This is a genomic window from Prosthecobacter algae (assembly GCF_039542385.1).
In the GTDB taxonomy this organism is placed as follows: domain Bacteria; phylum Verrucomicrobiota; class Verrucomicrobiia; order Verrucomicrobiales; family Verrucomicrobiaceae; genus Prosthecobacter; species Prosthecobacter algae.
The window spans coordinates 398,115-419,466 of record NZ_BAABIA010000006.1 but is presented as its reverse complement, the minus strand read 5'-3'; the positions used below and the strand labels follow the sequence as shown (position 1 = coordinate 419,466).

The 21,352-nt window shown below is 63.5% G+C and carries 14 protein-coding genes; 12 read left to right on the top strand and 2 right to left on the bottom strand.

Features of this window, described 5'->3' with window-relative positions:
* Window positions 1-149: 149 nt before the first annotated feature.
* The 9 genes from ABEB25_RS16335 (at window position 150) to purB (ending at window position 10,693) form a co-directional block, all read left to right on the top strand.
* Window positions 150-1,085, top strand: a complete 936-nt coding sequence (locus ABEB25_RS16335; RefSeq protein WP_345737492.1) for a type II secretion system minor pseudopilin — start codon at window positions 150-152, stop codon at window positions 1,083-1,085.
* Window positions 1,069-2,289, top strand: coding sequence for a hypothetical protein (locus ABEB25_RS16330; RefSeq protein WP_345737491.1), 1,221 nt, complete (start codon window positions 1,069-1,071; stop codon window positions 2,287-2,289). The genes ABEB25_RS16335 and ABEB25_RS16330 overlap by 17 nt, the downstream gene beginning before the upstream one ends.
* Window positions 2,286-2,879 (top strand): hypothetical protein, encoded by a 594-nt coding sequence (locus tag ABEB25_RS16325; protein ID WP_345737490.1) that lies wholly within the window; start codon window positions 2,286-2,288, stop codon window positions 2,877-2,879. The genes ABEB25_RS16330 and ABEB25_RS16325 overlap by 4 nt, the downstream gene beginning before the upstream one ends.
* The gene (locus tag ABEB25_RS16320) at window positions 2,876-3,436 is read left to right on the top strand and encodes a hypothetical protein (protein WP_345737489.1); all 561 of its coding nucleotides are present in this window, start codon (window positions 2,876-2,878) and stop codon (window positions 3,434-3,436) included. The genes ABEB25_RS16325 and ABEB25_RS16320 overlap by 4 nt, the downstream gene beginning before the upstream one ends.
* A gap of 51 nt (window positions 3,437-3,487) precedes the next feature.
* Window positions 3,488-3,883 (top strand): DUF3307 domain-containing protein, encoded by a 396-nt coding sequence (locus ABEB25_RS16315; RefSeq protein WP_345737488.1) that lies wholly within the window; start codon window positions 3,488-3,490, stop codon window positions 3,881-3,883.
* A 368-nt stretch (window positions 3,884-4,251) separates the two neighbouring features.
* Complete coding sequence (locus tag ABEB25_RS16310) at window positions 4,252-6,279, top strand: sensor histidine kinase (protein ID WP_345737487.1); 2,028 nt, start codon at window positions 4,252-4,254, stop codon at window positions 6,277-6,279.
* Window positions 6,280-6,287: 8 nt separating this feature from the next.
* Window positions 6,288-8,183, top strand: coding sequence for a response regulator (locus ABEB25_RS16305; protein ID WP_345737486.1), 1,896 nt, complete (start codon window positions 6,288-6,290; stop codon window positions 8,181-8,183).
* Window positions 8,184-8,685: 502 nt separating this feature from the next.
* Window positions 8,686-9,201 (top strand): hypothetical protein, encoded by a 516-nt coding sequence (locus ABEB25_RS16300; protein WP_345737484.1) that lies wholly within the window; start codon window positions 8,686-8,688, stop codon window positions 9,199-9,201.
* Between the two features lie 64 nt (window positions 9,202-9,265).
* The gene (gene purB, locus ABEB25_RS16295) at window positions 9,266-10,693 is read left to right on the top strand and encodes an adenylosuccinate lyase (protein WP_345737483.1); all 1,428 of its coding nucleotides are present in this window, start codon (window positions 9,266-9,268) and stop codon (window positions 10,691-10,693) included.
* Between the two features lie 61 nt (window positions 10,694-10,754).
* Here the strand turns inward: purB and ABEB25_RS16290 are convergent, their stop codons facing one another.
* A complete protein-coding gene (locus ABEB25_RS16290; protein WP_345737482.1) occupies window positions 10,755-10,877 on the bottom strand; it encodes a hypothetical protein in 123 nt (40 codons plus the stop codon).
* Between ABEB25_RS16290 and ABEB25_RS16285 the strand changes: the two genes are divergently transcribed.
* Window positions 10,876-11,907: a methionine synthase gene (locus ABEB25_RS16285; protein ID WP_345737481.1), complete on the top strand. Its 1,032-nt coding sequence runs from the start codon at window positions 10,876-10,878 to the stop codon at window positions 11,905-11,907. The two genes, ABEB25_RS16290 and ABEB25_RS16285, sit on opposite strands and share 2 nt — an antisense overlap.
* Window positions 11,908-12,203: 296 nt before the next feature.
* Here ABEB25_RS16285 and ABEB25_RS16280 read toward each other — a convergent pair whose 3' ends face one another.
* Window positions 12,204-16,352 (bottom strand): S8 family serine peptidase, encoded by a 4,149-nt coding sequence (locus ABEB25_RS16280; RefSeq protein WP_345737480.1) that lies wholly within the window; start codon window positions 16,350-16,352, stop codon window positions 12,204-12,206.
* A 215-nt stretch (window positions 16,353-16,567) separates the two neighbouring features.
* Here ABEB25_RS16280 and ABEB25_RS16275 point away from each other — a divergent pair, with 215 nt between their 5' ends.
* Together ABEB25_RS16275 and ABEB25_RS16270 are read left to right on the top strand one after the other, a co-directional pair.
* Window positions 16,568-18,154 (top strand): ArnT family glycosyltransferase, encoded by a 1,587-nt coding sequence (locus tag ABEB25_RS16275; RefSeq protein ID WP_345737479.1) that lies wholly within the window; start codon window positions 16,568-16,570, stop codon window positions 18,152-18,154.
* A 114-nt stretch (window positions 18,155-18,268) separates the two neighbouring features.
* Window positions 18,269-20,728, top strand: coding sequence for a DUF1592 domain-containing protein (locus ABEB25_RS16270; protein ID WP_345737478.1), 2,460 nt, complete (start codon window positions 18,269-18,271; stop codon window positions 20,726-20,728).
* The last annotated feature ends 624 nt before the right edge of the window (window positions 20,729-21,352 follow it).

Sequence of the window (21,352 nt, the reverse complement as noted above, 5' to 3'; positions counted from 1 at the left end):
CCCCTTGACCCCTTGACCCCTTGACCCCTTGACCCCTTGACCCCTTGACCTCTTGACCTCTTGACCTCTTGACCTCTTGACCTCTTGACCTCTTGACCTCTTGACCTCTTGACCTCTTGACCTCTTGACCTCTTGACCTCTTGACCCTCATGCACTCCCACCTCCCACCACCCCGCCGCCAGGGCTCCGCGTTGATCGCGGTGTTCTGGATGATCGCGGTCCTGGGGCTGGTGGTGTATGCCGGTGCCAAGGCCCTGGAAACGGATGCCCGCTATGCGCGCCAGATGCGTGGCCGCACCTATGCCAAACGGCTGGCGCAGATGGGCCTGGAAATCGGCCGTCATCCGGGGCTGCCGGAGCATGATCCGCTGCTGCGCTACACCAGCCCCGAGGGCGGCACCTATGAGGTCAAAATCGTGGCCGAAGAGGCGCGGCTAAATATCAATGTGCTGCTGCAAAATGACGACCGCATCTTGCTGCCGCGCCTGTTTGCCCACTGGGGCATGAAGCCTGAAGCTGCCGCCGCCCTGCGCGATGCCTTGAAGGACTGGGTGGATGCCGATGACCGCACGGGCCTCAATGGCGCGGAGCAGCGCGACTATGAAAAGGCCGGACTGGAGGGCATGCCCTTCAACCGCGCTTTCAAGGAGGTGGATGAGATGCTGCTGGTGCGTGGCATGGCTGAGGTGAATGTGGCGCGCCCGGACTGGCGTGAATGGTTCACCGTGCATGGCGACGGGCGTGTGGATGTGAATGATGCGCGGGCGGATCTCATCGCCCTCCTGGCCAATGTGCCGATCGAGCGCGTGCAGCCCCTGCTGGCCCTGCGTGCGGGCCGCGATGGCGCACGCGGCACGAAGGATGATGTGAAGCTGGGCTCCGTGCCCCAGGTGGCGCAGCTCCTGGGCGTGTATCAGCCGCAGACCGTCCAGCAGCTCACGCAGTGGATTCAATTCAGCGGCCCCATTCGCCGCATTGAAAGTATTGGCCAGTTCGGTGATATTCGTCGTCGTTTGGTGCTCATCACCCAAAATCAACAGGCGCTCTGGCGCGGAGAGATTCCTACACATGGCCAAAACTCGTAAACCCACTCAGGACCTGCTTTTGCCGGGCGCAGCGGGCTGGGAACGCTGGGCTGGCACCGCCGGGGAGGACTGCGCCTTGGTGGCCGAGTGCGGCCCTGGCGCGGGCAGTTTTGGCAAGGAGGCGCAGACCCGCCTACTAGCCCTGCCGGTGGCGCATCTGTGGGTGCTGCCCGCCTGGCTTCAGGGCGAGGCCGCCCATCTGCGCGACATGGCCGCGCTGCATCTGGAACGCCTCGGCGTGCGGGTGGCAGATCTCCCTCACGGCCTGCAGATCCGCTCCATCGCTGAGCGTGACGGAGCCCATCTCGTGTGCATGACGGCGCTGAAGGAAATGCCCGTGCCGCTCTCGGACTTCGCCCGCCTGCCGGATGAGGTCCTGCCAGCGGCCGCCTGCCTGCCGCTGCCGCCAGATGCGATGATCGTTTACCGGGAGCTTGGCCGCCTCGTGCTCGTCATCACCCACGGGGCAGACATCGTTTATGCCAGCCCGCTTTCCTCCCTGGCGCTGGATGAACATGCGCTGGGGGAGGTGAATCACCTCTGCCTCCAGCTCGGCTTTCAGGGCGTGCTGGGCCAGGTGCGCCACATCCTCCTGTGGCTGGAGGAAGAGGGGGATCTGGACCAGATCAAACGCATCACCGGACTGCCCGCCCTGCGTGTGGCCCGCCCCGCGCCCCTCATGCCCGCGCCCGGCCACAGCACGCTGGTGCCGCCGGAAATTTTGGCCGCCCGTGCCCAGCAGGTCCGCAGCGCCCGCACCCGTCTGCTGGCCCTCACCGCCGGGTTTGCCGTCGCCGCCGCCATCGCCGTCATGGCCGTGCTCATCGCCTGGGCAACGCAGGAACGCGACCTGCTGCGGGATCGCGTGGCCGCCCTCACGCCTCAGGCTTCCCAGGTGCTGGATCAGAAAAAGAGCTGGCTGGAGGCCGCCCCCGCCGTGGACCCAGCGCACTTCCCCATGCAGGTGCTGCTGGACTGCATGCAGCCCCAGGCCGCAGGTGAGGTTTCCATGACCCATTTTGAATGGGTGCCGGAGCGGGTGCTGCTGCGTGGCCGCATGCCCTCGCCCTCCCTCGCTCTTCAGTATGCCCGCGAGATCCCGACTGTGCCCGGCCTGGCCAAATACTCCTGGGAGACTCCCGCCCCCGTCATCGCCAGCGACAACAGCGCCACCTTTGAAGTGAAGGGAGCGGCCCGCCCATGAAACGCAGTGAACGCATTTTGTTAGGCGTCTTCGCCCTCGTCTTCCTCGTCGTCGTGGGCGGTGGCGCGCTCACCTTTGGCCTCAATCATTACCGCAGCATCACAGAGGAGACGCAGCGCCTGCGCGACCGCTTGGTGGACATGAATCAGGCCATTACCGAAGGGGCCGAGTGGCAGCGCCGCAGCGAGTGGCTGGATGCCAGCGTGCCCGCCTTCGCCTCCCGGCAGGAGGCTTCCGCCCGCCTGCTGGAAATCATCCAAAAGCAGGCCGACAAGGCTGGTCTCACCCTGGCCGGGCGCGAGTTCCTCGAAGCTCCTAAGGAGGTCGCCGAAGATGGTCTCCCCGTGGAAGGCGGCAGCGGTTACTTTGATCGTGCCACCGTCCGCCTCACCCTCAGCGCGGTGAAGGAGCAGGCCTTCTTCACCTGGATGCACGGCGTGCAGCAGCCCGGCAGCTTTCTCGGCATCACCCGCCTCATGGTCAGCCCGACAGGGCAGGGGAAGAGCATCAATGCCGAGGTGGAGGTCACTCAGTTTTACCGCGAAGGCGCGTCCACGGCAGGCAATACCGGCGGAGGTGCACAACCATGAAATTCTTTTTGTTAGTCCTGGCCGCCTTCGCCGCCATGCCCTGCGCCGTTTTCGCCCAGGTCCCGGCTGCGGGCAAAGAACCTCCGGTGCCGTTCCCGGAGCTGAAGCACTACGCGCCGCTGTGGGAAAAGTCCCTCTTCACCACGCGCGATCTGCCCTCGCCCGATGCACCTGCGGGCCCCTTGTTTACGGATGCCCTCTCGCTCGTCGGTGTCTATGAGGTGGATGGCCAGGTCGTCGCCGTGCTGGTGGATCGCACCACCTCCCTCATCAGCGAAGCCCGCCTGAATGCCGAAAACGAAAACGGCATCCGCATCCGCAAGGTCACGCCCGGGGCGACCATGGACAAGACGCGCGTGCAGCTTCAGAAGGGCGACCAGGCAGGCTGGGTCGCCTTTGCCGAGGCTCCCGCTGCGCCAGCACCCGCCGCCCCCGCTTTGCAGACGCGTCCGGCAGGCGGGCAGCCGACCGTTTCGCCCCTGCTGCCCCCGCTCCCCACCCAGGGCGCAGCCCAGCCGGTGACCCCGAAAGGCGACGTTCCCCTGCCACCTCCTTAAGAGTTCATTTTCAAGTTGCCAGTTAGGGAGCCGGATGGGAGCTTGTCCGTCATGTTCGAACTCGTGGAGTTTCCCCCGCTCAATTGGCTGACAGCGTTCAAAGCGCTGTTTGCTCTCTGCATCGGTCACGCGGTGGCAGACTTCCCCCTTCAGGGCGAATACCTGGCCACGGGAAAGAACCGCCGTTTTCTCATCCGCCTTCAGGATCCCTCCCGACCTGTCAGCATCTGGGTCGTCTGCATGAGCGCGCACTGCCTCATCCACGCAGGCGCGGTGTGGCTCATCACTGGCTCGGCCCTGCTCGGCATGGTGGAGTTCGTGGTGCATTGGGGCATCGATGTGGCCAAGTGCGAGGGCAAGACCAATTTTAACCAGGATCAGGTCCTCCACGTCGTTTGCAAAATGGCCTATGTGGCCGTCGCCTGGGCAGGTTGGGTCACTTTTTGAGGCCGGGGAAAATCCCTCGCAGCTTCCTCCACCTTTCGCGCCCGTTTCCGCAGTGGGCCTGTCAGCCAGGGTCCGTTCCACGTCAGCAAATAGGCGGCCCCGCGTGCCGTTTTGAGTCGCCTTGCTCTGCGGGATTAACCTCCGGTAAGCACGATATTTTGTTTTCTCATGCGCGGAGAAATGGGGTGTTAAGGTGTTGCTTTATATCAAATTAGTTTGAATTTGTATTATAGATATTGATTCAATCGGGAATTGACTGAGGTTGATCATCATGAAGAGGCGAAAATTGAACAAAAGTGAATAATTTTCCCTTTAGCATGGATCATTCTTTGCCTTTATTTATATAATTGCTATAATATCTGGAATATATGGAATTGGGCATCCCGGCTTTAGTTTTCCTGGCCACCACGCTTGCCGTGGGGGGGGCTTGCCTTGGCCTTCTGAGGAAACAATTCCACAATACCCATCACCATCTTTTGGTGATCGCCCTCGTCGGTGCCGTCGCTTACCTAGCCCCGCTGCACATTTCCCGCTCTTCGGCTCGGGTGGCGGATCGCCTAAGCCTCTCTTGGATGGGCATCGCCCGTGTCCATGCCCATGCTCTGGAGCGTGCCACGGAGAAAGTCAGCGACCTCACGGCAGAGACCATGCAGCCGGTCGTCCAGCGCACCCAGCGCCGCCTCGGCCAGGAGGCCGTCTTTGGCCGCGCCATCGCCACGGCCTCAGTGACCCCAGACGGGCGGCACGTCCTCCAGTCCCTGGGCCTTCAGAAGCCGGAAGACCGCCTTTACCTCCACGCCGGCTGTGAGGAAAAACTACTCCGTTGCCTGGAGGGCAAAGAACTCTGGTGTGTGGATGCAGGCAAAAACGGCCAGGTCACCGGTCTCATGGCGCTCATTCCTCTGCGCGATGGCGCGGATGCCGTCAAAGGCGCGATGGTGCTGGAATTTTTCCCCAAGTTGTACAATGACGCCATTCTCCGCGAGCAGTGGCGCGTGGTGGGGGAATTCATCGGCTTGCTCGTCATCTGCGTCTGCCTGGGCGGATTCCTGGTGGTGCGGACTGAAAAACGCCGCCAGATCGAGTTGGAAAAGGCCATCCGGCCCCTGCGAAAGGACATCGAAAGCCTCGATGGCATGGTCAATGCCGTGCAGGGCGTGGTCTGGGAAAGGCCCGCCTCAGGCGGCACCTTCACCTACCTCAGCCAGAGTGCCGAAGGTTACCTGGGTTATGATCTCGACCGCTGGGCCTCGGAAGCCGGATTCCTCAGCAACATCATCCATTCGGAGGATCGCGAGCGTGTGGAGGAGAACTGGAAGAAGGCCCTGGCCAATCTGGAAAGATACCAGGCCGAGTACCGCGTGGTGCGCCAGGATGGCTCCACCGCCTTTGTCCAGGAATACGGCCAGGCCGCCCGCCTGATGATGGATGGCCTGGTGCTGCGCGGCATCCTGCTGGACATCACCGCCCAGCGTGAAAATGAGGCCAGCACCCAGGACATGCACAAAGTCATGGTGGAGGCCTCTCGCCAGGCTGGCATGGCCGAAATCGCCACCGGCGTGCTGCACAATGTGGGCAACGTGCTCAACAGCCTCAATGTCGGTGCCAAGCTCCTGTCCGAGCGCCTGAAAAAGTCCCGCATGGACAAGCTCTGCCAGGCCACCCAGCTCCTGAAGGACAACCTGCCAGAAAACCCCGCCTTCTTCACCGATGACAAACGTGGCCAGGTGCTGCCCGGCTATCTGGTGGATCTCTCCAGCTACCTGCGGGATGAGCAAAACCGCCTCAATGCCACCGTCAGCGACATGATCGAGCGCATCGAGCACATCCGCGACATGATCATGCTCCAGCAGTCGCACAGCAGCGTGCGCACCCTTTGGGAACCGCTGGATCTCGTCACCGTCATGGAAGAGGCCCTGCGCCTGGAGATGGATGTCAACATCGCCCATCAGCAGGTCACCGTGGACCGCCACTTTGCGGATCTGCCGCCCATTTACTCCGCCCGCGGCCTGCTGCTGCAGATCCTGGTGAACCTGCTGGCCAATGCCTGCCAGGCCATGGGGGACAAGCCCGCCTCCCAGCGCCGGATGACGCTGCGCATCCAGCCCCAGGGGGAAACCCACGTGCGCATCGTGGTGGAGGATACCGGCTGCGGCATCCAGCCCCGCCACCTCACCAGCATCTTCACCCAGGGTTTCACCACCAAAAAGGATGGCCACGGCTTCGGCCTACATCACGCCTGCCTGCTCGCCCAGGATCTCGGCGGCAGCCTGAAGGCTGAAAGCGAAGGCCTGGGCAAAGGGGCCCGCTTCATCCTGGAAATTCCGGCGCGCAAGGACTCTAAAACCGGTCCTCTCCCGCCGCCCAACACTGTCTCTGCGTCAAACCTACCGTGAACCCTCGCATGAACCCGCCCCGCCCCAACAACGATCCTGCTGCAGATCTGGTCGCCCAAGACCCGCTGCATGTGAACCATCGCATCCTGATCGTGGATGATAACACCACGATCCACGAGGACTTCCGCAAGATCCTCTCCCCCACCGACTTCGGGGAAGGCGACCTCAACATGATCGAGTCCGCCGTCTTTGGCGATCCCCAGTCCTCCCGCTCCATGCCGGAGTTCGAGCTCGCCTTTGCCGCGCAGGGAGATGGGGCCGTGCGCCTGGTGGAGATGGGCCTTCAGCAGGCCCGCCCCTTTGCCCTCGCCCTGGTGGATGTGCGCATGCCTCCCGGCATGGATGGCATCGCCACCATTAAGAACCTGTGGCGCCTCCAGCCGGATCTCCAGGTGGCCATTTGCACCGCCTATGCCGACTATTCCTGGGACGACATCGTGGACCACCTCGGCATCTCCCACCGCCTGGTCATCCTGAAAAAACCCTTCGATCCCATTGAGGTCATCCAAATCGCCAATGCCCTCACTTCCAAGTGGGGTTTTGAGCGCGAATCCGCCCTGCGCCAGCTCGGCCTCCAGACCAAGCTCTGGGACAGCACCAAGCGCATGGAGGACACCTATGCCCGCCTCCGCCAGGAGCACGATGACCGCATGCGCCTGGAGGAAGACATCCGCAAGATGCAGAAGATGGATGCCCTCGGCGGCCTCGCTGCCGGCATCGCCCATGACTTTAACAACGTCCTCACCGTCATCCAGGGCCACCTGAGCATGAACCTCATGAACGGCGACCAGCCCCCCGGCATCTCCGAATCCATGGGCGAAGTCCTCCTCGCCGCCCGCCGTGCGGCGGATCTCACCAAGCAGCTCCTCAACTTCACCAGCCGCGATTACAAGACCCCGCGCCCCGTCTCTCTGGAGCGCGAAATCGAGGCCGAGCTGGACCTGCTGAAGCGCACCCTGGGCAATCATGTCACCCTCGAGGCCACCTTCATGGCCGACCTCCCCGAAGTCATGGCCGATCCCGGCTCCCTGGGCCAGATCGTGGTGAACCTCGCCGTCAATGCCCGCGATGCCATGCCCAAAGGCGGCACCCTGCGCATCAGCACCCGGCAGACCCACATCGCCACCTCCGAAGACGCCCGCGCCCTGCATCCCGATGCCCACGCTGGCCACTTCGCCATTCTCTCCTTCAGCGACAGCGGCAGCGGCATGCCGCAGGAAGTGCTGAAGCAGATTTTCGATCCCTTCTTCACCACCAAGGAACCCGGCAAAGGCACTGGCATGGGCCTCGCCATGGTGCGCGGTCTCGCCCGCCACATGGGCGGCTGGGTCACCGTCTCCAGCGTTGTCGGCGTCGGCACGGACTTTGATATTTACCTGCCCATCGCCACGCTGGAAAACGAGATCGTCGCCCCGATCACCGGCGGCCAGGACTTCGATGGCCTGCTGCATGAGGTCGCCCCGTGCAACCTCCTCATCGTGGACGATGACTCCAGCGTGCGCCACGTCATGAACTACGTCTTGGAAAACCAGGGCCACACCGTCCATGCCGCGAAGGACGCTCATGAAGCCTGGCAGATCTGGCGTGCCCACCGGCACAGCATCAATCTCGTCATCACCGACATCAATCTCCCTGGCGATGCCAGCGGCTTTGATCTCGGTCGTGCCATCTTGGGGGATGATGCCAGCCTGCCCATCATCTTCACCAGCGGCTACTGCCCGGACATCCTCGGCCAGACCACGTCCCTCCAGCTCGGCATCAACTACCTGCCCAAGCCCTTCGACGTGCTGGATCTCCTCAACGCCGTCGGTCAAGCCCTCACCACCGGCATCCAGCGCAATCCGCTGCCCGCCCGCCCCCTGACCTCCCGCATCAGCCTCCCATTCTCCCGCTCCGGGGAGTGAGGTCCGCTCTTGTTTGATGATCCGTCCGTGAAAAGCAGCCCCGGCTACCTTTCACGGCGGTCAAACAAGCCTAACAAAAAGTGCGTCTTTCATTCTCCGATCTGCCCTTGGTCCTGCACTCGCGCAGAAAAGTAGCCCGCACAGTCCCTGTGCGGATAGCTGCGCCGACACCTCACAGACAACCGAGCCAGTAAAGACCACCCCACCGAACTCCCCTTAACCCTGCGGCGGTGGGAAAATCTGGAAGCATGGCGGCTCGGGGCTTCGAGGTTGCTGTCCGCACAGGGACTGTGCGGGCTACTTGTCGGCAAATCCTCATGGGTGAATGCGCCAAGCATCGAAAGTCTCTTTGGTGATTCACCCAGCCCGAACGTCGTCGCATCTGTCGCTTGTCAGGCCCGCGTTCGCGTCCAGTCTCATGGGCTGGCGCAAGCTCCTCCGGCTCGCGTTCCATCCTCCCCCGTTCCACCCCTGACAGGCAGGCCGCCGGATGTCTGACGTCATGAAACGCCTCTGCGCTTACACCTTCCTTGCCTTGCTCTTCGCGGCCATCTTGTGGTGGGCAGATCCGTTTGTGCTGCGCGTGTTGGCCTTCCTGGGGGCCGCCGTGGGGGTGCCCGTGGCCCTGCTGGCCGCCTTTATGCTCTGGCGTGCCAGCCGCCAGGGGCGCACCATGCCCGCCCTAGTGCAGGTGCTGCGTGTCTTGGCCTATGCAGCCGTGCTGGGCAGCGTGGCCTTGCCCTTGAATCACCATGTCTTTCAGCGGGCCATCGCCCAGGCCAAAGCCTGGCCCCAGGTCCTGCGGCCACACCTGGAGGCCTATCGTACCGCACATGGCACCTACCCGCGCACGCTCCAGGATCTGCCGTCGCATCCGCCCTTGCCGCGCCTCATCGGGAAAGGCGGCTACAGCTCCGACGGCCGAAATTTCACCCTCTGGTTTGGCGATCCCATCGGTGGCTTTTTTGATGCCTGGGTTTACGAAAGCAGCACGGGCCAGTGGCATTTCTCCAGTTAGAGATTCCCCTCCGGATGCGGCCCCGGCTTGACTCCCCGCCTCTCCCCGGCAAGTTGGGCGGCCCATGACTGATGCCATTTCCAATGTCCTTGCCGAACGTTACGCCACCCCCGCCATGCGCGCCCTCTGGTCGGGCGAGGGCAAGGTGAAGCTGGAGCGGGACTACTGGATCGCCGTTCTCAAAGGCCAGCGCGACCTCGGCATCCCCGTGCCCGATGGCGTCATCGAAAGCTACGAGAAGGTGAAGGACCAGGTCAACCTCGCCTCCATCATGGAGCGCGAGCGCGTCACCCGTCACGATGTGAAGGCCCGCATCGAGGAGTTCTGCGACCTCGCCGGGCACGAGCACATCCACAAAGGCATGACCAGCCGCGACCTCACGGAAAACGTGGAGCAGCTCCAGGTCTTCCGCGCCCTCCTGGAAGTGCGCAAGAAGAGCATCGCCGCCCTTTCCGGCTTCGCCAAACGCGCCGCCCAGTGCCGCGACATCCCCATGACCGCCCGCACCCACAACGTGGCCGCGCAGGTCACCACCGTGGGCAAGCGCATCGCCATGTTTGGTGAGGAAATGCTTCTTGGGGTCGAGGCGCTGAATGCCCTCATCGCCAGCTATCCCGCCCGTGGTTTGAAGGGCGCTGTCGGCACCCGCCTGGATCAGATCACCCTCTTCAATGGCGACTCCGCCAAGGCCCGCGCCCTGGAGGACCGCATCCTGCATCACCTCGGCATCAATGCTTCCCTGGATGCCGTCGGCCAGGTCTATCCCCGCAGCCTGGACATGCAGGTCGTCTCCACCCTGACCCACGTGGCCAGCGGTGCCGGCAGCTTTGCCAAGACCCTCCGCCTCATGGCTGGGCATGAGCTGGCCAGCGAAGGTTTCGCTAAAGGCCAGGTCGGCAGCTCCGCCATGCCGCACAAGATGAACAGCCGCTCCTGCGAGCGCATCAACGGCTTTCACGTCATCCTCAAAGGCTACCTCGCCATGGCCGCAGGCCTGGCTGGTGACCAGTGGAATGAGGGCGATGTCTCCTGCTCCGTCGTCCGCCGCGTCATGCTGCCGGATGCCTTCCTGGCCATGGATGGCCTGCTGGAAACGCTCCTCACCGTGCTTAACCAGATGGAAGTCTTCGAAGCCGTCGTCGAGCAAGAGCTCATGCGCTATCTGCCCTTCTTGCTCACCACCACGGTGCTCATGGAGGCCGTCAAAGCCGGCGCTGGCCGCGAAGCCGCGCACGAAGCCATCAAGGAGCACGCCGTCGCTGTCGCCCGCGACATGCGCACCGGCAAAGTCAGCCACAACGACCTCCTCGCCCGTCTCGCCGCCGATGACCGCCTGGGCCTCAAGGCCGATGCACTCGATGCCATCATGGCCCAGGGCAAGGCCAACTCCGGCGATGCCCCCCAGCAGGTGGACCACTTCGTCTTCCGCGTCTGCGAACTCGTGGCCAAGCACCCCGAAGCCGCCGCCTACGAACCCGGCAGCATCCTTTAAGATGCTGAAATTGGCTTTAGCTTTCCCATGATTTTGATAGGACCTGTGCGACCCATGGGTCCTATTTTTTTTGTTCGAAGCCAAACGGGTCTTCTTCTGGTAAGATGAACAATCCAACTCTAAAAATTGCCGGATACGGGTCCGGGTTGACGAGGGTGGTCATCACGCCGTAGCCTTGAGACATGAAGGATCAACCGCTCCGCACCTCGGTCATTGGCAGCTACCCGTTTCCAGGCTGGTTGGAGTTTTCTGCTCAGCACCTGGACCAGTTTGGCAGCGCCGACCGGGCCGAGCTGCAGGACGATGCGGCCATGGTGGCCATTCAGGATCAGATCGCCGCCGGGCTGGATGTCATCACCGATGGCGAGCAGACCCGCTTTGACTTCAACCTGTCCTTCTACGGCTTCATCGAGGGCATCGCGCTCGAGCCCGCCAGCCCGCGCCGTTTTGGCCCGCCCGCCCATGATCAGCGCGGCAAGCATGAGATCGTGGGGGAACTGCGTGCCCCTCGCGGCCTCGGCGCGGTCGAGGAATTTCAGCGGCTCAAGCGTCTGGCTGGAGGCTCGGGCAAACGCCTCAAGGTCAGCGTGCCCGGCCCCTACACCCTCAGTGGCCGCCTCGCGCCTAACCAACAGTATGCCGATCGTTACGCCATTACGGAGGCCCTGCTGCCCATCGTCCGCCAGGAGATCGCCGATCTCGTCGCCGCCGGTGCGGAGGAAATCTGCGTGGATGAGCCCAGCATGAGCTGCTACGGATTTCGCGAAGACACCCGCCGTTTTGTGGATCTCTTCAACCGCACCGTCGAGTCCGGTTATGGCCGTGCCCGCATCTGCACCCACCTGTGCTTTGGCAACTTCAAGGGCCACCCCGTCGGCTACCGCAAATACGCCCCGCTGTTCCCCGCCTTCTTTGACCTCCACTGCGACGAAGTGCATGTTGAGATGGCCAACCGCGAATACGCCGAGCTGGAAATCATCGGCGAGATCGCCAAACGCACCGATGTCGCCGTGGGCATCATTGATGTGAAAAGCTACTACGTCGAGACCCCCGAAAACGTGGCCGAAAGCGTGCGCGCCTGCTTGAAGCATGCCCCGGCTGATCGCCTCGTCTTTGCCCCCGACTGCGGTCTCAGCCAGACCGCCCGCTGGGCCGCGAAGCAAAAACTCGCCAACATGGTCTCCGGCGTCGCCCAGGTGAAAAAGGAGATTTGAGGGCATGCTTGGCTGCATGGCATCGCACCTTTTTAAAATCGATTTCTGAAACACGGCCAGAGCAGACCTTCATCAAAAGTAGCCCGCACAGTCCCTGTGCGGATAGCAGCGCCGACAGCTCACAGACAACCGAGCGAGCATATAAATACCAGCCTACCGTACTCCCCTGAACCCTGCATCGGCGGGAAAATCTGGGAAGCATGGCGGCTCGGGGCTTCGAGGTTGCTCTCCGCACAGGGACTGTGCGGGCTACTTGTCTGCCAAACCTCATCGGCGGATGCGCCGAGAAAAGCATCTCAATTAGCCGCCGCTCGCAGGACCAGCCGCCCTGAATAAATCGGCGATCCTGGCGTGCTGCTGCCGGGGAGCAGGAAGTGGCCTTCGGCAGCTCCGAGATAGGGAATGATGAGGCCGCTGAAGCTGCCGGGGCGCTGGCGGTTGAGGGCCGGGTTTAGCGGATCAATGTCCAGCTTCGTGCCCGTGCCGGTGATGAGGCCCGTTTTGGCGTTCAGCGTCATCTTGATCTGATGCGGATTGAACTCTCCGGCAGGGAATTGGGCGAGGTGGCCCGCCGCCAGGGTGAAGTACTGCGTGAAGCTGGTGAAAAGCCCGCCCTGGCTGAAGTCGAGCTGCGCATTGAGGGCCGTCAGCGGCAGATCCAGCACCAAGTTACCCGCGACAGGCGGCGTGTAGCGCGTGCCTTGGCCGCTCAGGCCGTGGCGGGGGAATCCGTTGCCATGGTTGCGGGTGCCGGGAGGCTGCGGGGATTTGATCCAGTCCAGCAGAGCCTCAAACCGGGGTGCGCCTTCCACGAGGGCCAGGCTGCCTTGCACGGAGCCCGTGCCGGCATACAGCAGATGATGCACGGGCAACAGGCCAGCTCCGGTGCCGATACCGCTTCCGGTTAGGCCAGTGCCATCGGCCAGACGACCTGTGTAGGTCAGGCGGCCACGGTCGGTCAGGGTCACGGCCAGGTAGCCGCTGCCCAGAGGATAGGTCAGGCTGGTCTGCTGCGTCAGCAGCGGCAGGTTGTAGGTTCCGGGCAGGCTGGCGAGTTCGGCAGGCAGGGCCGTCCATTCACGCTGCGCCCAGAGGGAGGCGTACTCCTCATCCACATGGCCCAGGCTGCCATCCAGGCGACCACTGTCCACGGTGAAGGTGAACTCCAGCGGCGGGGCCGGGGCAGGGCGGGGGAGGCTGAGGTTCACCGTTGCAAAGGTTTCGCCCGGATAGGTATCGAGCGCGCCTTTGAAGGCCGTGCGCAGCTTGCCGCGTGTCAGCGTTCCAGTAAACGTCCCCGTCTTGCCCACAGTCACCAAGAGCGAGCCGCCGTAGCCGTTGTTGTAAAGATCGTTAGGCTCCACCAGTCCCCGGTAGGTGCCCACCAGTCCTGTGGGCAGGGATTCCACCACCCAGTCAAAGCTCAGCGGCGGGCTGGAGCCTGCGGCATTGCTGGCCGTGAGGGTGATGCGGTAGGTGCCGGGGAGGGTCGGGCGACCAATGAGGCGGCCATGGCGCGCATCCAGCTTCACCCCCGGCGGCAGGCCGGTGGCGCGATAGGTGGTGGCGCCGTTGTCGGCCAGGAAAGGCAGGTCCAGATAGGCGCTGACAATGCCCGGTGCAGGCGGCACAAAGTCCTCCAGCGTCGGCGGGATCATGATGCTCAGTCGCCCACGCAGGGTATCCAGCGGCGGCGCATCGCCCATGCTCACACGGCAGTAATAGTCCTCTTCATCCGTGGTCTGCACCCGGCGCACTGTCAGCGTGGGGCTGCGGCTGCCGGTGATGCGGCCATCATCCCGCAGGGCGAGGCTGCCGATGAACCACTGGTAACGGAGCAAAGGCCCTGCCGCCGCCACCTTGAAGGTGGCCGTGCGCCCTGGCAGCAGATGCTGCGGAACGAGGCTGCGCCGCACCACGCCGAGGGCGATGGGTACCTCGATCTGGGTGGTGAGGTTTTCCGCCGTGTAGCTGTAAAGGCCCGCATGGCTGAGCTGCACTGGATTCAGCGCCAAGGTGCCGCTGCTACTACCGCTGACGGGCTTGCCCGCCTTCAGCCATTGCTGCTCCGTTTTGCCATAGGTGGTGGTGGCACCTGTGAGCGCCAGTTCGCTGCCTTCCGCCACGATCTGGCTGTTGGGAGTCGTGGTGAGACGGATGCCCGGATAGGCAATGCCGTGCAGGGTGACGGTGACGGACCCCAGTTGGCCATCCACGCTGTCTTCCGGCTCGCTGGCCACCACGGACCAGATCCCTCGCGAGGATTCGCCCCAGTGGCGCACGCTGCTGAAGGTCCATTCCGTGTAGTCGGCTCCCGTGTCCAGTTTGGTGTAGCTGGCCAGCGTGCTGATGCTGCCGCTGGGGGAGATCAGTTTCAGCGTCAGGTCGCCACGGCGAGTGTGGGTGGCGCTGAGCTTCACGGTCACATTTTCCACCCGCAGAGGGGCCGCGTTGCTGAAGTCCAGATTCAACCGGGTGGACTTGACCTTTGTCTGCGTCTCTTCCGGCAGGGGCACGATGATGGTAGTGCCGCCCATCGGGATGATGCTCTGGCCCTCGATCTCCACTTCAGGCACGGCTGTGCGCGTCACGGAAGTCATGGCTCCCAGGCCCGGCCAGGCCTGCGCCATGGCGACTGCGGAAGGGGCATGGATGAGGCCGCCGCCATAGGACTGGTGATGCTTGATAGGGGCAAAGCCCTGTTCCCACACATCGCGGTTAGGCCGTTGCAGCCAGCCTTTGTCCTTGGGGAAAATTTGCGTGGAGGAGCGCAGCAGGATCTCCTTCACATCGCGCCAGTTCAGGTAGGGATTTGCCTCCAGCATCAGCGCGACCACGCCCGCCACAATGGGGGTGGAGGCGGAGGTGCCGCGGAAGTCATTCGTGTAGTTCACTTCGGACAAGTTCTTCAGGCTGCCCTCGTTGTACCCGGCTACGCCCACGAGGTCCGTCGTCACGATGCCGCCTTTGCCCTGGGTCTCTGCGGAGGGGGCCACCACGCAGAGGTGGCTGCCGGTTTCACTGTAATAGGTCAGCGCGCCCTGGTGAGTGACCGCCCCCACGGTGATGGCATGCATGTTGTTGCCATAGGGGTCTTTGTTTCCTTGCATCCCAACGTGCCTCCCGTTGCCTGCGGACCATACGGAGATGGTGCCGCGCCCGTCACGCCCTGTCGTGGCGGCGTAGGCCATGGCCTCCGCCATCAGCGAGCCCGTGGGGAACAGGTCCGAGGCGCTGCCGCCCAGGCCCCAGCTATTGTTTTTGATCTGGATAAAGCCCGCCCCGCGTGTGGCGGCTTCGGCCTCCGTGACATCGGTCACCAGTCCGGAAATCAGACGAAAGCCCACCAGTGTGGCCTGCGGGGCCACCCCGCTCACCCCCAGGTTGTTATTGCCACGCGCCGCCGCCAGCCCGCCCACGGCGGTGCCGTGAGAGTCCTCGTCGGAGCCCGGATTCGGGTCCTGGTCGGCATCGTTCCAGTCGTAATGGTTAGGCGCAGGGTCCACATTCGGCGCCAGGTCTGGGTGCGTGAGTTGCAGCCCGTCATCCACGATGGCGATGCGTACGCCCTGTCCCTGAAAGCGGTCCCACACACTTTCGGTGCCGATGTCCACCCCAGCCTTGCCGCCGGACTGGCCCGTGTTTTTGAGATGCCACTGGTCCCTCAGATACGGATCATCCAGCAGCACCCGGCGCACACGCTGCCGCATCAGCACCGGCTCCACAGCGGGCAAACCGGCATCCAGCGCCGCGATGGCATCCACCGCCGCCACCGGATCTGCCGCCTCGGCGATGAGATGTTGCGGGGCATACTCGGGGTGTTGGGTGATCTTCAGTCCCTGGCTCGCGGCCAGTTTTTCAGCCGCTTCCACATCGGCAGCTTTCAGCAAAACCTGCTCCGTCAGCACCCGGCGGTGCGCGGCATCCACGGGCCCGTTTTCGGGATAAATCACCAGTCCAGGCCAGCGCCCCAGCCGCTCGGCCTCGTTTTGCGCATAGCTCAGCAACTGGCCTGCATCCGCCTGCGGGGCGATCTTGCGCAGCCGCTCAGGCACCGGGGCGGTGGCATCGTAAATCTCATCCAGCGCCAGGCGAAACCGCGTCGTCCTGCCGTGCTCATTCATCGCAAAGCTGCGTCCGGCCCGCAGGTCCTGCCCGGCTCTCTGGCGGGCTTTTTGGCCTTCCTCCTCCCGCAGCTTTTGCGCAGCCAGCCGGGGATTCGGCATCGGTGGGGTGGTCTTCTGCACCAGGGGGCTCTCGGCCTGCATGGGCGCCTTCGGGAGAGCCGGGGCTGTGGGCTCCTCAGCGTGGGCAGGGGATTCCACGGCGACCTCCGGGTCCAAAGTCGAAATCAAGGAGAGGCCGAACCAAAGTCCGGCACTCATCGCCCCCAGCAGGAGCAGCAAGGCCAGCAAATAGCGGAAAAGGTAGGGCAGACGGACCATGGGAAGAGGGCAGTGGCATAACATCCTGCATCGGGTCCTCTAAGCCAAGCTTAATTTATAGAAATTATGGATTATAATGGTTGTTTGAGTTTAAGGAGGCGCTTCAAATCGGGTCCGCTACCTGTTTGGGGTCTGTTTTGTCCCCATAAATCCGCTTCGCCCCCGGCCCTGCAATTTGCCTTTGCCCCGGTTGTGCTTCACCATCCGCCCCTCACATGCCCGATCCCGCCCAGCCCTCTGCCTCCGTTTTTTCTCGATACCGTGCCGGCGTGCTTTTCCTGGGCGTCACCCTGTTCATCCTGCTCATCCAGAGCCTCACTGGCGTGTGGACCTCCGACATCGGGGCAGATCCGGACGAGCCCGCCCACGCGGTCACCAGCCTGATGGTGCGGGACTACCTGGCCACAGGCCTGGGGCAGTCGCCGCTCACCTTTGCGCAGCAATACTATGAGGATTTCCCAAAGGTGGCGCTGGGCCATTACCCGCCCGGATATTACGCCCTGGCGGGCCTCGTCCTGCTGCCCTGGCCGCAGCCGCAGGTCCTGCTCGTTTTGCAGGCGCTTTTCACCGGCCTGCTTGCCCTTCAGGTCTATCTCATGGGCCGCCGCATGCTGCGGGACTCTTCCGCCTTGGCGGCTGCCGTTCTCAGCGCCGCCTTCCCAGTCACGCTGAAACTGGCCCAACTGGTGATGGCAGACCTCATGCTCGCCTGCCTCTGCCTGCTGGCGGTGGAACTGTGGGTGCGTTTTTTGGAAAAGCCTGGCTACCGCCTCGCCCTGGGTTTCGGGGTCGCCGCCGCCGCTGCGATTCTCACCAAGGGCTCCGGCCTGGCCCTGGCCCTGGTGCCAGCCGTGACGGTGCTGGCGCTGCGCCGTTGGGACCTGCTGAAAAAGCCCGCCTTTTGGGTCGCAGGGCTGCCGGTGGGCCTGCTGGCCGGGCCGTGGATGCTGTATTCATCGAAGATCACCAAGGAAGGCATGGTCTCCGCAGGGCTGGTGGATTTCGCCCTCGGCGCGGTCACTTATTACAGCTCCGTCCTCTCCACCGCGTTCGGGTTTGTCACCGTCATGATCGCTGTGGCCGGGCTGGCCCTGTGGCTGGGGCTGACGAAGTTCAAGCTGCGCCCGGATCCCCGCCGCACCGCGCTGCTGGGCCTGCTGGTGGGCACCGCCCTCATCATGCTCTTCATCCCCACGGGTTACAGCAGCCGCTACTTCATGCCCGTGGTCCCCGTGGTCGCCCTGCTGGCCGTGTCGTTTTTTGATCTCACCCTCGCCCGCATGCCCCTGGGCCGCTTTGGCATCCTCAGCCTTGTCCTCCTGGTCATCTTCCAGGTGCCGCATCTGCTGGTGAAAAACGTCCGTGGCTACCGCAGTGCCGTCGTTCAGGCCCTGGAAAAACCCGCCGCCGGGGAGCGCACGCACTGGCTGGTCTGCGCGGATCCGCGCGGGGAAGGGGCCGTCATCGCCTCCGCCGCCTTTGCCCTGCCGGTCCGTTCGCCCTCGCCTCTGCAGGTGCATCGCGCCAGCAAGGAACTCGCCGCTGCCGATTGGCTGGGCCGTGGTTACCAGGCCGCCTTTGACACGCCCGAGGCCCTCCTGGCCTACTTGGATAAAACCACCATCAGCCGTGTCTTTGTGCAGCTTTCCGCCGAGGGCGAGACTGCCCCAGCCCATGAGGAACTCCTGCTCAAGGCCCTGCGCAGTCAGCCGGAACGCTGGGCGCTGGAGCACAGCGGCCCCATCACCCGTCCGTACCAGGCCGCCCCCGGCCCGCTGGAAGTCTATGCGCGAAAGCTGTGAGTCTGCCGCCTCTCTTGCCCTCGTCTGAAAGACACGCCCTCTACGGTGGGTAATGTTCTCACTGGCACGTTTTGGGCTCCCCCCCGATCTCCCCTGGCGTATCCAGCCAAACGCATGGCCCCCCGACATACCTTTTCCGCCCTTCTGGTCCCCGCGCTCACCCTCGGCCTGGGTGCCTTTCTGCATGCCGCCGATGGCCCCCACCCCGGCAAGGTGATCTATGAAAAGCTCTGCGTGGAATGCCATGGCGACAAAGGCCAGGGCGTGGATGGCAAGTATGACGAGCCCCTCATCGGCGACCGCACCCTGGAGGCGCTGGCCCGCAAGATCGAGCGCACCATGCCGGAGGAAAACGTGGGCGCCTGTGTGGGCGACGATGCCAAACAGGTGGCCGCCTACATTTACGAGGCCTTTTATTCCCCCGAAGCGCAGGCCCTCACCCAGCCGCCCGCGCAGGATCTCACCCGCCTCACCATCGCTCAGTACCGCACCAGCGTGATGGACCTCGTGGGCCGCTTCCGCAATGGCCCCGGCTTTGACCGCCCCGTGAATCCTGAGACCGGCCTGAAGGGGGCTTACCGCGGTTTTGAGATCCCGCCCCCGGAGGAAAAGAAGCCCGAGGAAAAGCTGCCGGAACAGATCAAGCTCGACGAACTCATCGCCGCCAAGGCCGATGGCAAGCTCATCGCCAATGCCCGCAACGACCTCCGCAAGGCCGAGCAAAAGCGCCGCCAGCAGGAAATCGAAAAGGCCGATGAAAAGCGCAAAAATCGCAAGCCGCACCGCTTCGAGCGCGTGGATGGCCGCATCGCCTTTCATTGGGGCAAGACCAGCCCCGATGACGCGAAGATGATCCCCGAAGAATTCAACAACCGCTGGGATGGCGGTGTGGTGGCCGAGGAGACCGGCGTCTATGAATTCATCGTCAAAAGCGAAAACGGCGTCCGCCTCTTCGTGAACGACGACCAGGAGGCCCTCATCGACGGCTGGGTGAGCAATGGCCCCACCGTCCGCGAAGAGCGCAAGAGCATCTACCTCGTCGGTGGCCGCACCTACCGCCTCATGCTCGAGCATTTCAAATTCAAGGAGGAGTCCGCCTCCGTGGAGCTGTGGTGGAAGCCGCCGCATGGTGTGGAGGAAATCATCCCCCAGCACGCCCTGCGTACCGACCGCCCTCAGCAGCTCATGATCGTGAGCACGAATTTCCCCGCCGATGACCGCAGCGTGGGGTATGAGCGTGGCTCCAGCATCAGCAAAGCCTGGGACCAAGCCACCACCGAAGCCGCCATCGCCACTGCCGAGCATGTGGAAAAGCATCTGGACCGCCTCTCCGGCAGCAAGGCCGATGCCCCTGACCGCGTGGAAAAGCTGAAAAAATTCGCCCTCGCCTTTGCCGAGACCGCCTTCCGCCGCACCTTCTCCGAAGAGCAGAAGCAGCTCTACGTGGAGTCCCTTTTTCAAAGCGCCAAGACTCCCGAAGTGGCCGTGAAGCGCGTCGTCCTCCTCTCCCTGAAATCTCCCCGTTTCCTCTATCCCGGCCTGCAGGAAAAAGACCAGCCTGATGACTTCGATGTCGCCTCCCGCCTGGCCCTCGCCCTGTGGGATTCCATCCCGGACAAAAAGCTCACCCAGGCCGCTGCCGAGGGCAAACTGAAGACCCGCGAGCAGGTGCAGGCCCAGGCCTGGCGCATGATCTCCGACACCCGCACCAAGGCCAAACTGCATGGTTTTTTCCATCATTGGTTAGACCTCGAGCACGCCGAAAACACCTCCAAGGACCCCAAGGCCTTCCCCGGCTTCAATCAGGAAGTCCTCGCCGACCTGCGCGAATCCCTGCTGCGCTTCATTGACGATGTCGTCTGGAGCGAGAAGTCCGACTACCGCGAGCTGCTGCGTGCCGATTACCTCCTGCTCAATGACCGCCTCGCCAAGTTCTACGGCCAGAAGGTCGAAGGCGGCGAGTTCCAGCGCGTCTCCTTTGATCCCAAACAGCGCGCCGGGGTCGTCACCCACCCTTATCTGCTCGCCTCCATGGCCTACAGCAAGCAGACCTCCCCCATCCATCGCGGCGTCTTCCTCACCCGCAACATCGTCGGCATCTCCCTAAAGTCCCCGCCCATGGCCGTCACCTTTGACGAAAGCCACTTCAACCCCAGCCTGACCATGCGGGAAAAGATCACCGAGCTCACCCGCAACAGCTCCTGCATGTCCTGCCACTCCACCATCAATCCCCTCGGGTTCAGCCTGGAAAACTTCGATGCCATTGGCCGCTGGCGCACTCAGGATAACAACAAGCCTGTCAACGCCACCAGCGAGCTCGCCACCGAAGAGGGCCAAAACATCCGCCTCACCGGCCCGCGCGACATCGTCAACTACGTCGCCGACAACCCCGCCGGTCACCGCGCCTTCATCCGCCACCTCTTCCACCACACCGTGAAGCAGCAGATCCCCGCCTACGGCCCCGAAGTCATGGACACCCTCCAGCGCAGCTTCGCCGCCCACGGCTGCAGCATCAAGCAGCTCCTCGTCGAGATCACCCTCCTTTCCGCCCTCGAAGGCGTGCCCCAGAAGTAGTCTGCCCGTAGCTGCCCGCGCCAGCGGGTGGAGGGGCCGAAAGCTCACCCACCTCCGTTCGCCCCCTTGCAGCCCGTAGCTGCCTGCGCCAGCGGGTGGCCCACGCAGCCACACCGCCGCGAAGCGTCCTGGACTGCGCCAGTCCTCTGGCGCTTTCGAAAAGCTCTCACGCCTCCGTTTGCCATGGAGCGCGGGCGTCCCGCCTGCCGTTTCACGCGTCCTCGCGGGAAACTGTTCTCGCGCCCCGAAGCCCATGCCAGGCACCCCACAGTAGCCACCTCGGTTCACGGTCTTCGGCGGGACGCCGAACACAGCACGCGAGACGCGTGCGCTCCATCTAAAACCCCTCCGTCCGCCCCCTTGCCACACTTCCTGTTAATCCTGCCATCCTGTTAATCCTGTAAAGAAGGCCCCCCATTCCACCACCGATCCACGTCCGCTCAAAGCCCCCCAAGGAGCGGGACTTGCCAAGTCCCTGCCCCTGAACCTCCGCCCACCCTCAAGCCCCACTTCAGAAAATGGCAAAAGAGGTTGGGTGAAAAATGATGCCATTCCTCCTTGCCACTCAGCAACAGGACTCACGCAAAGGCGCAAAGCCGCCAAGATCCTGATTTTTTGCGCCTT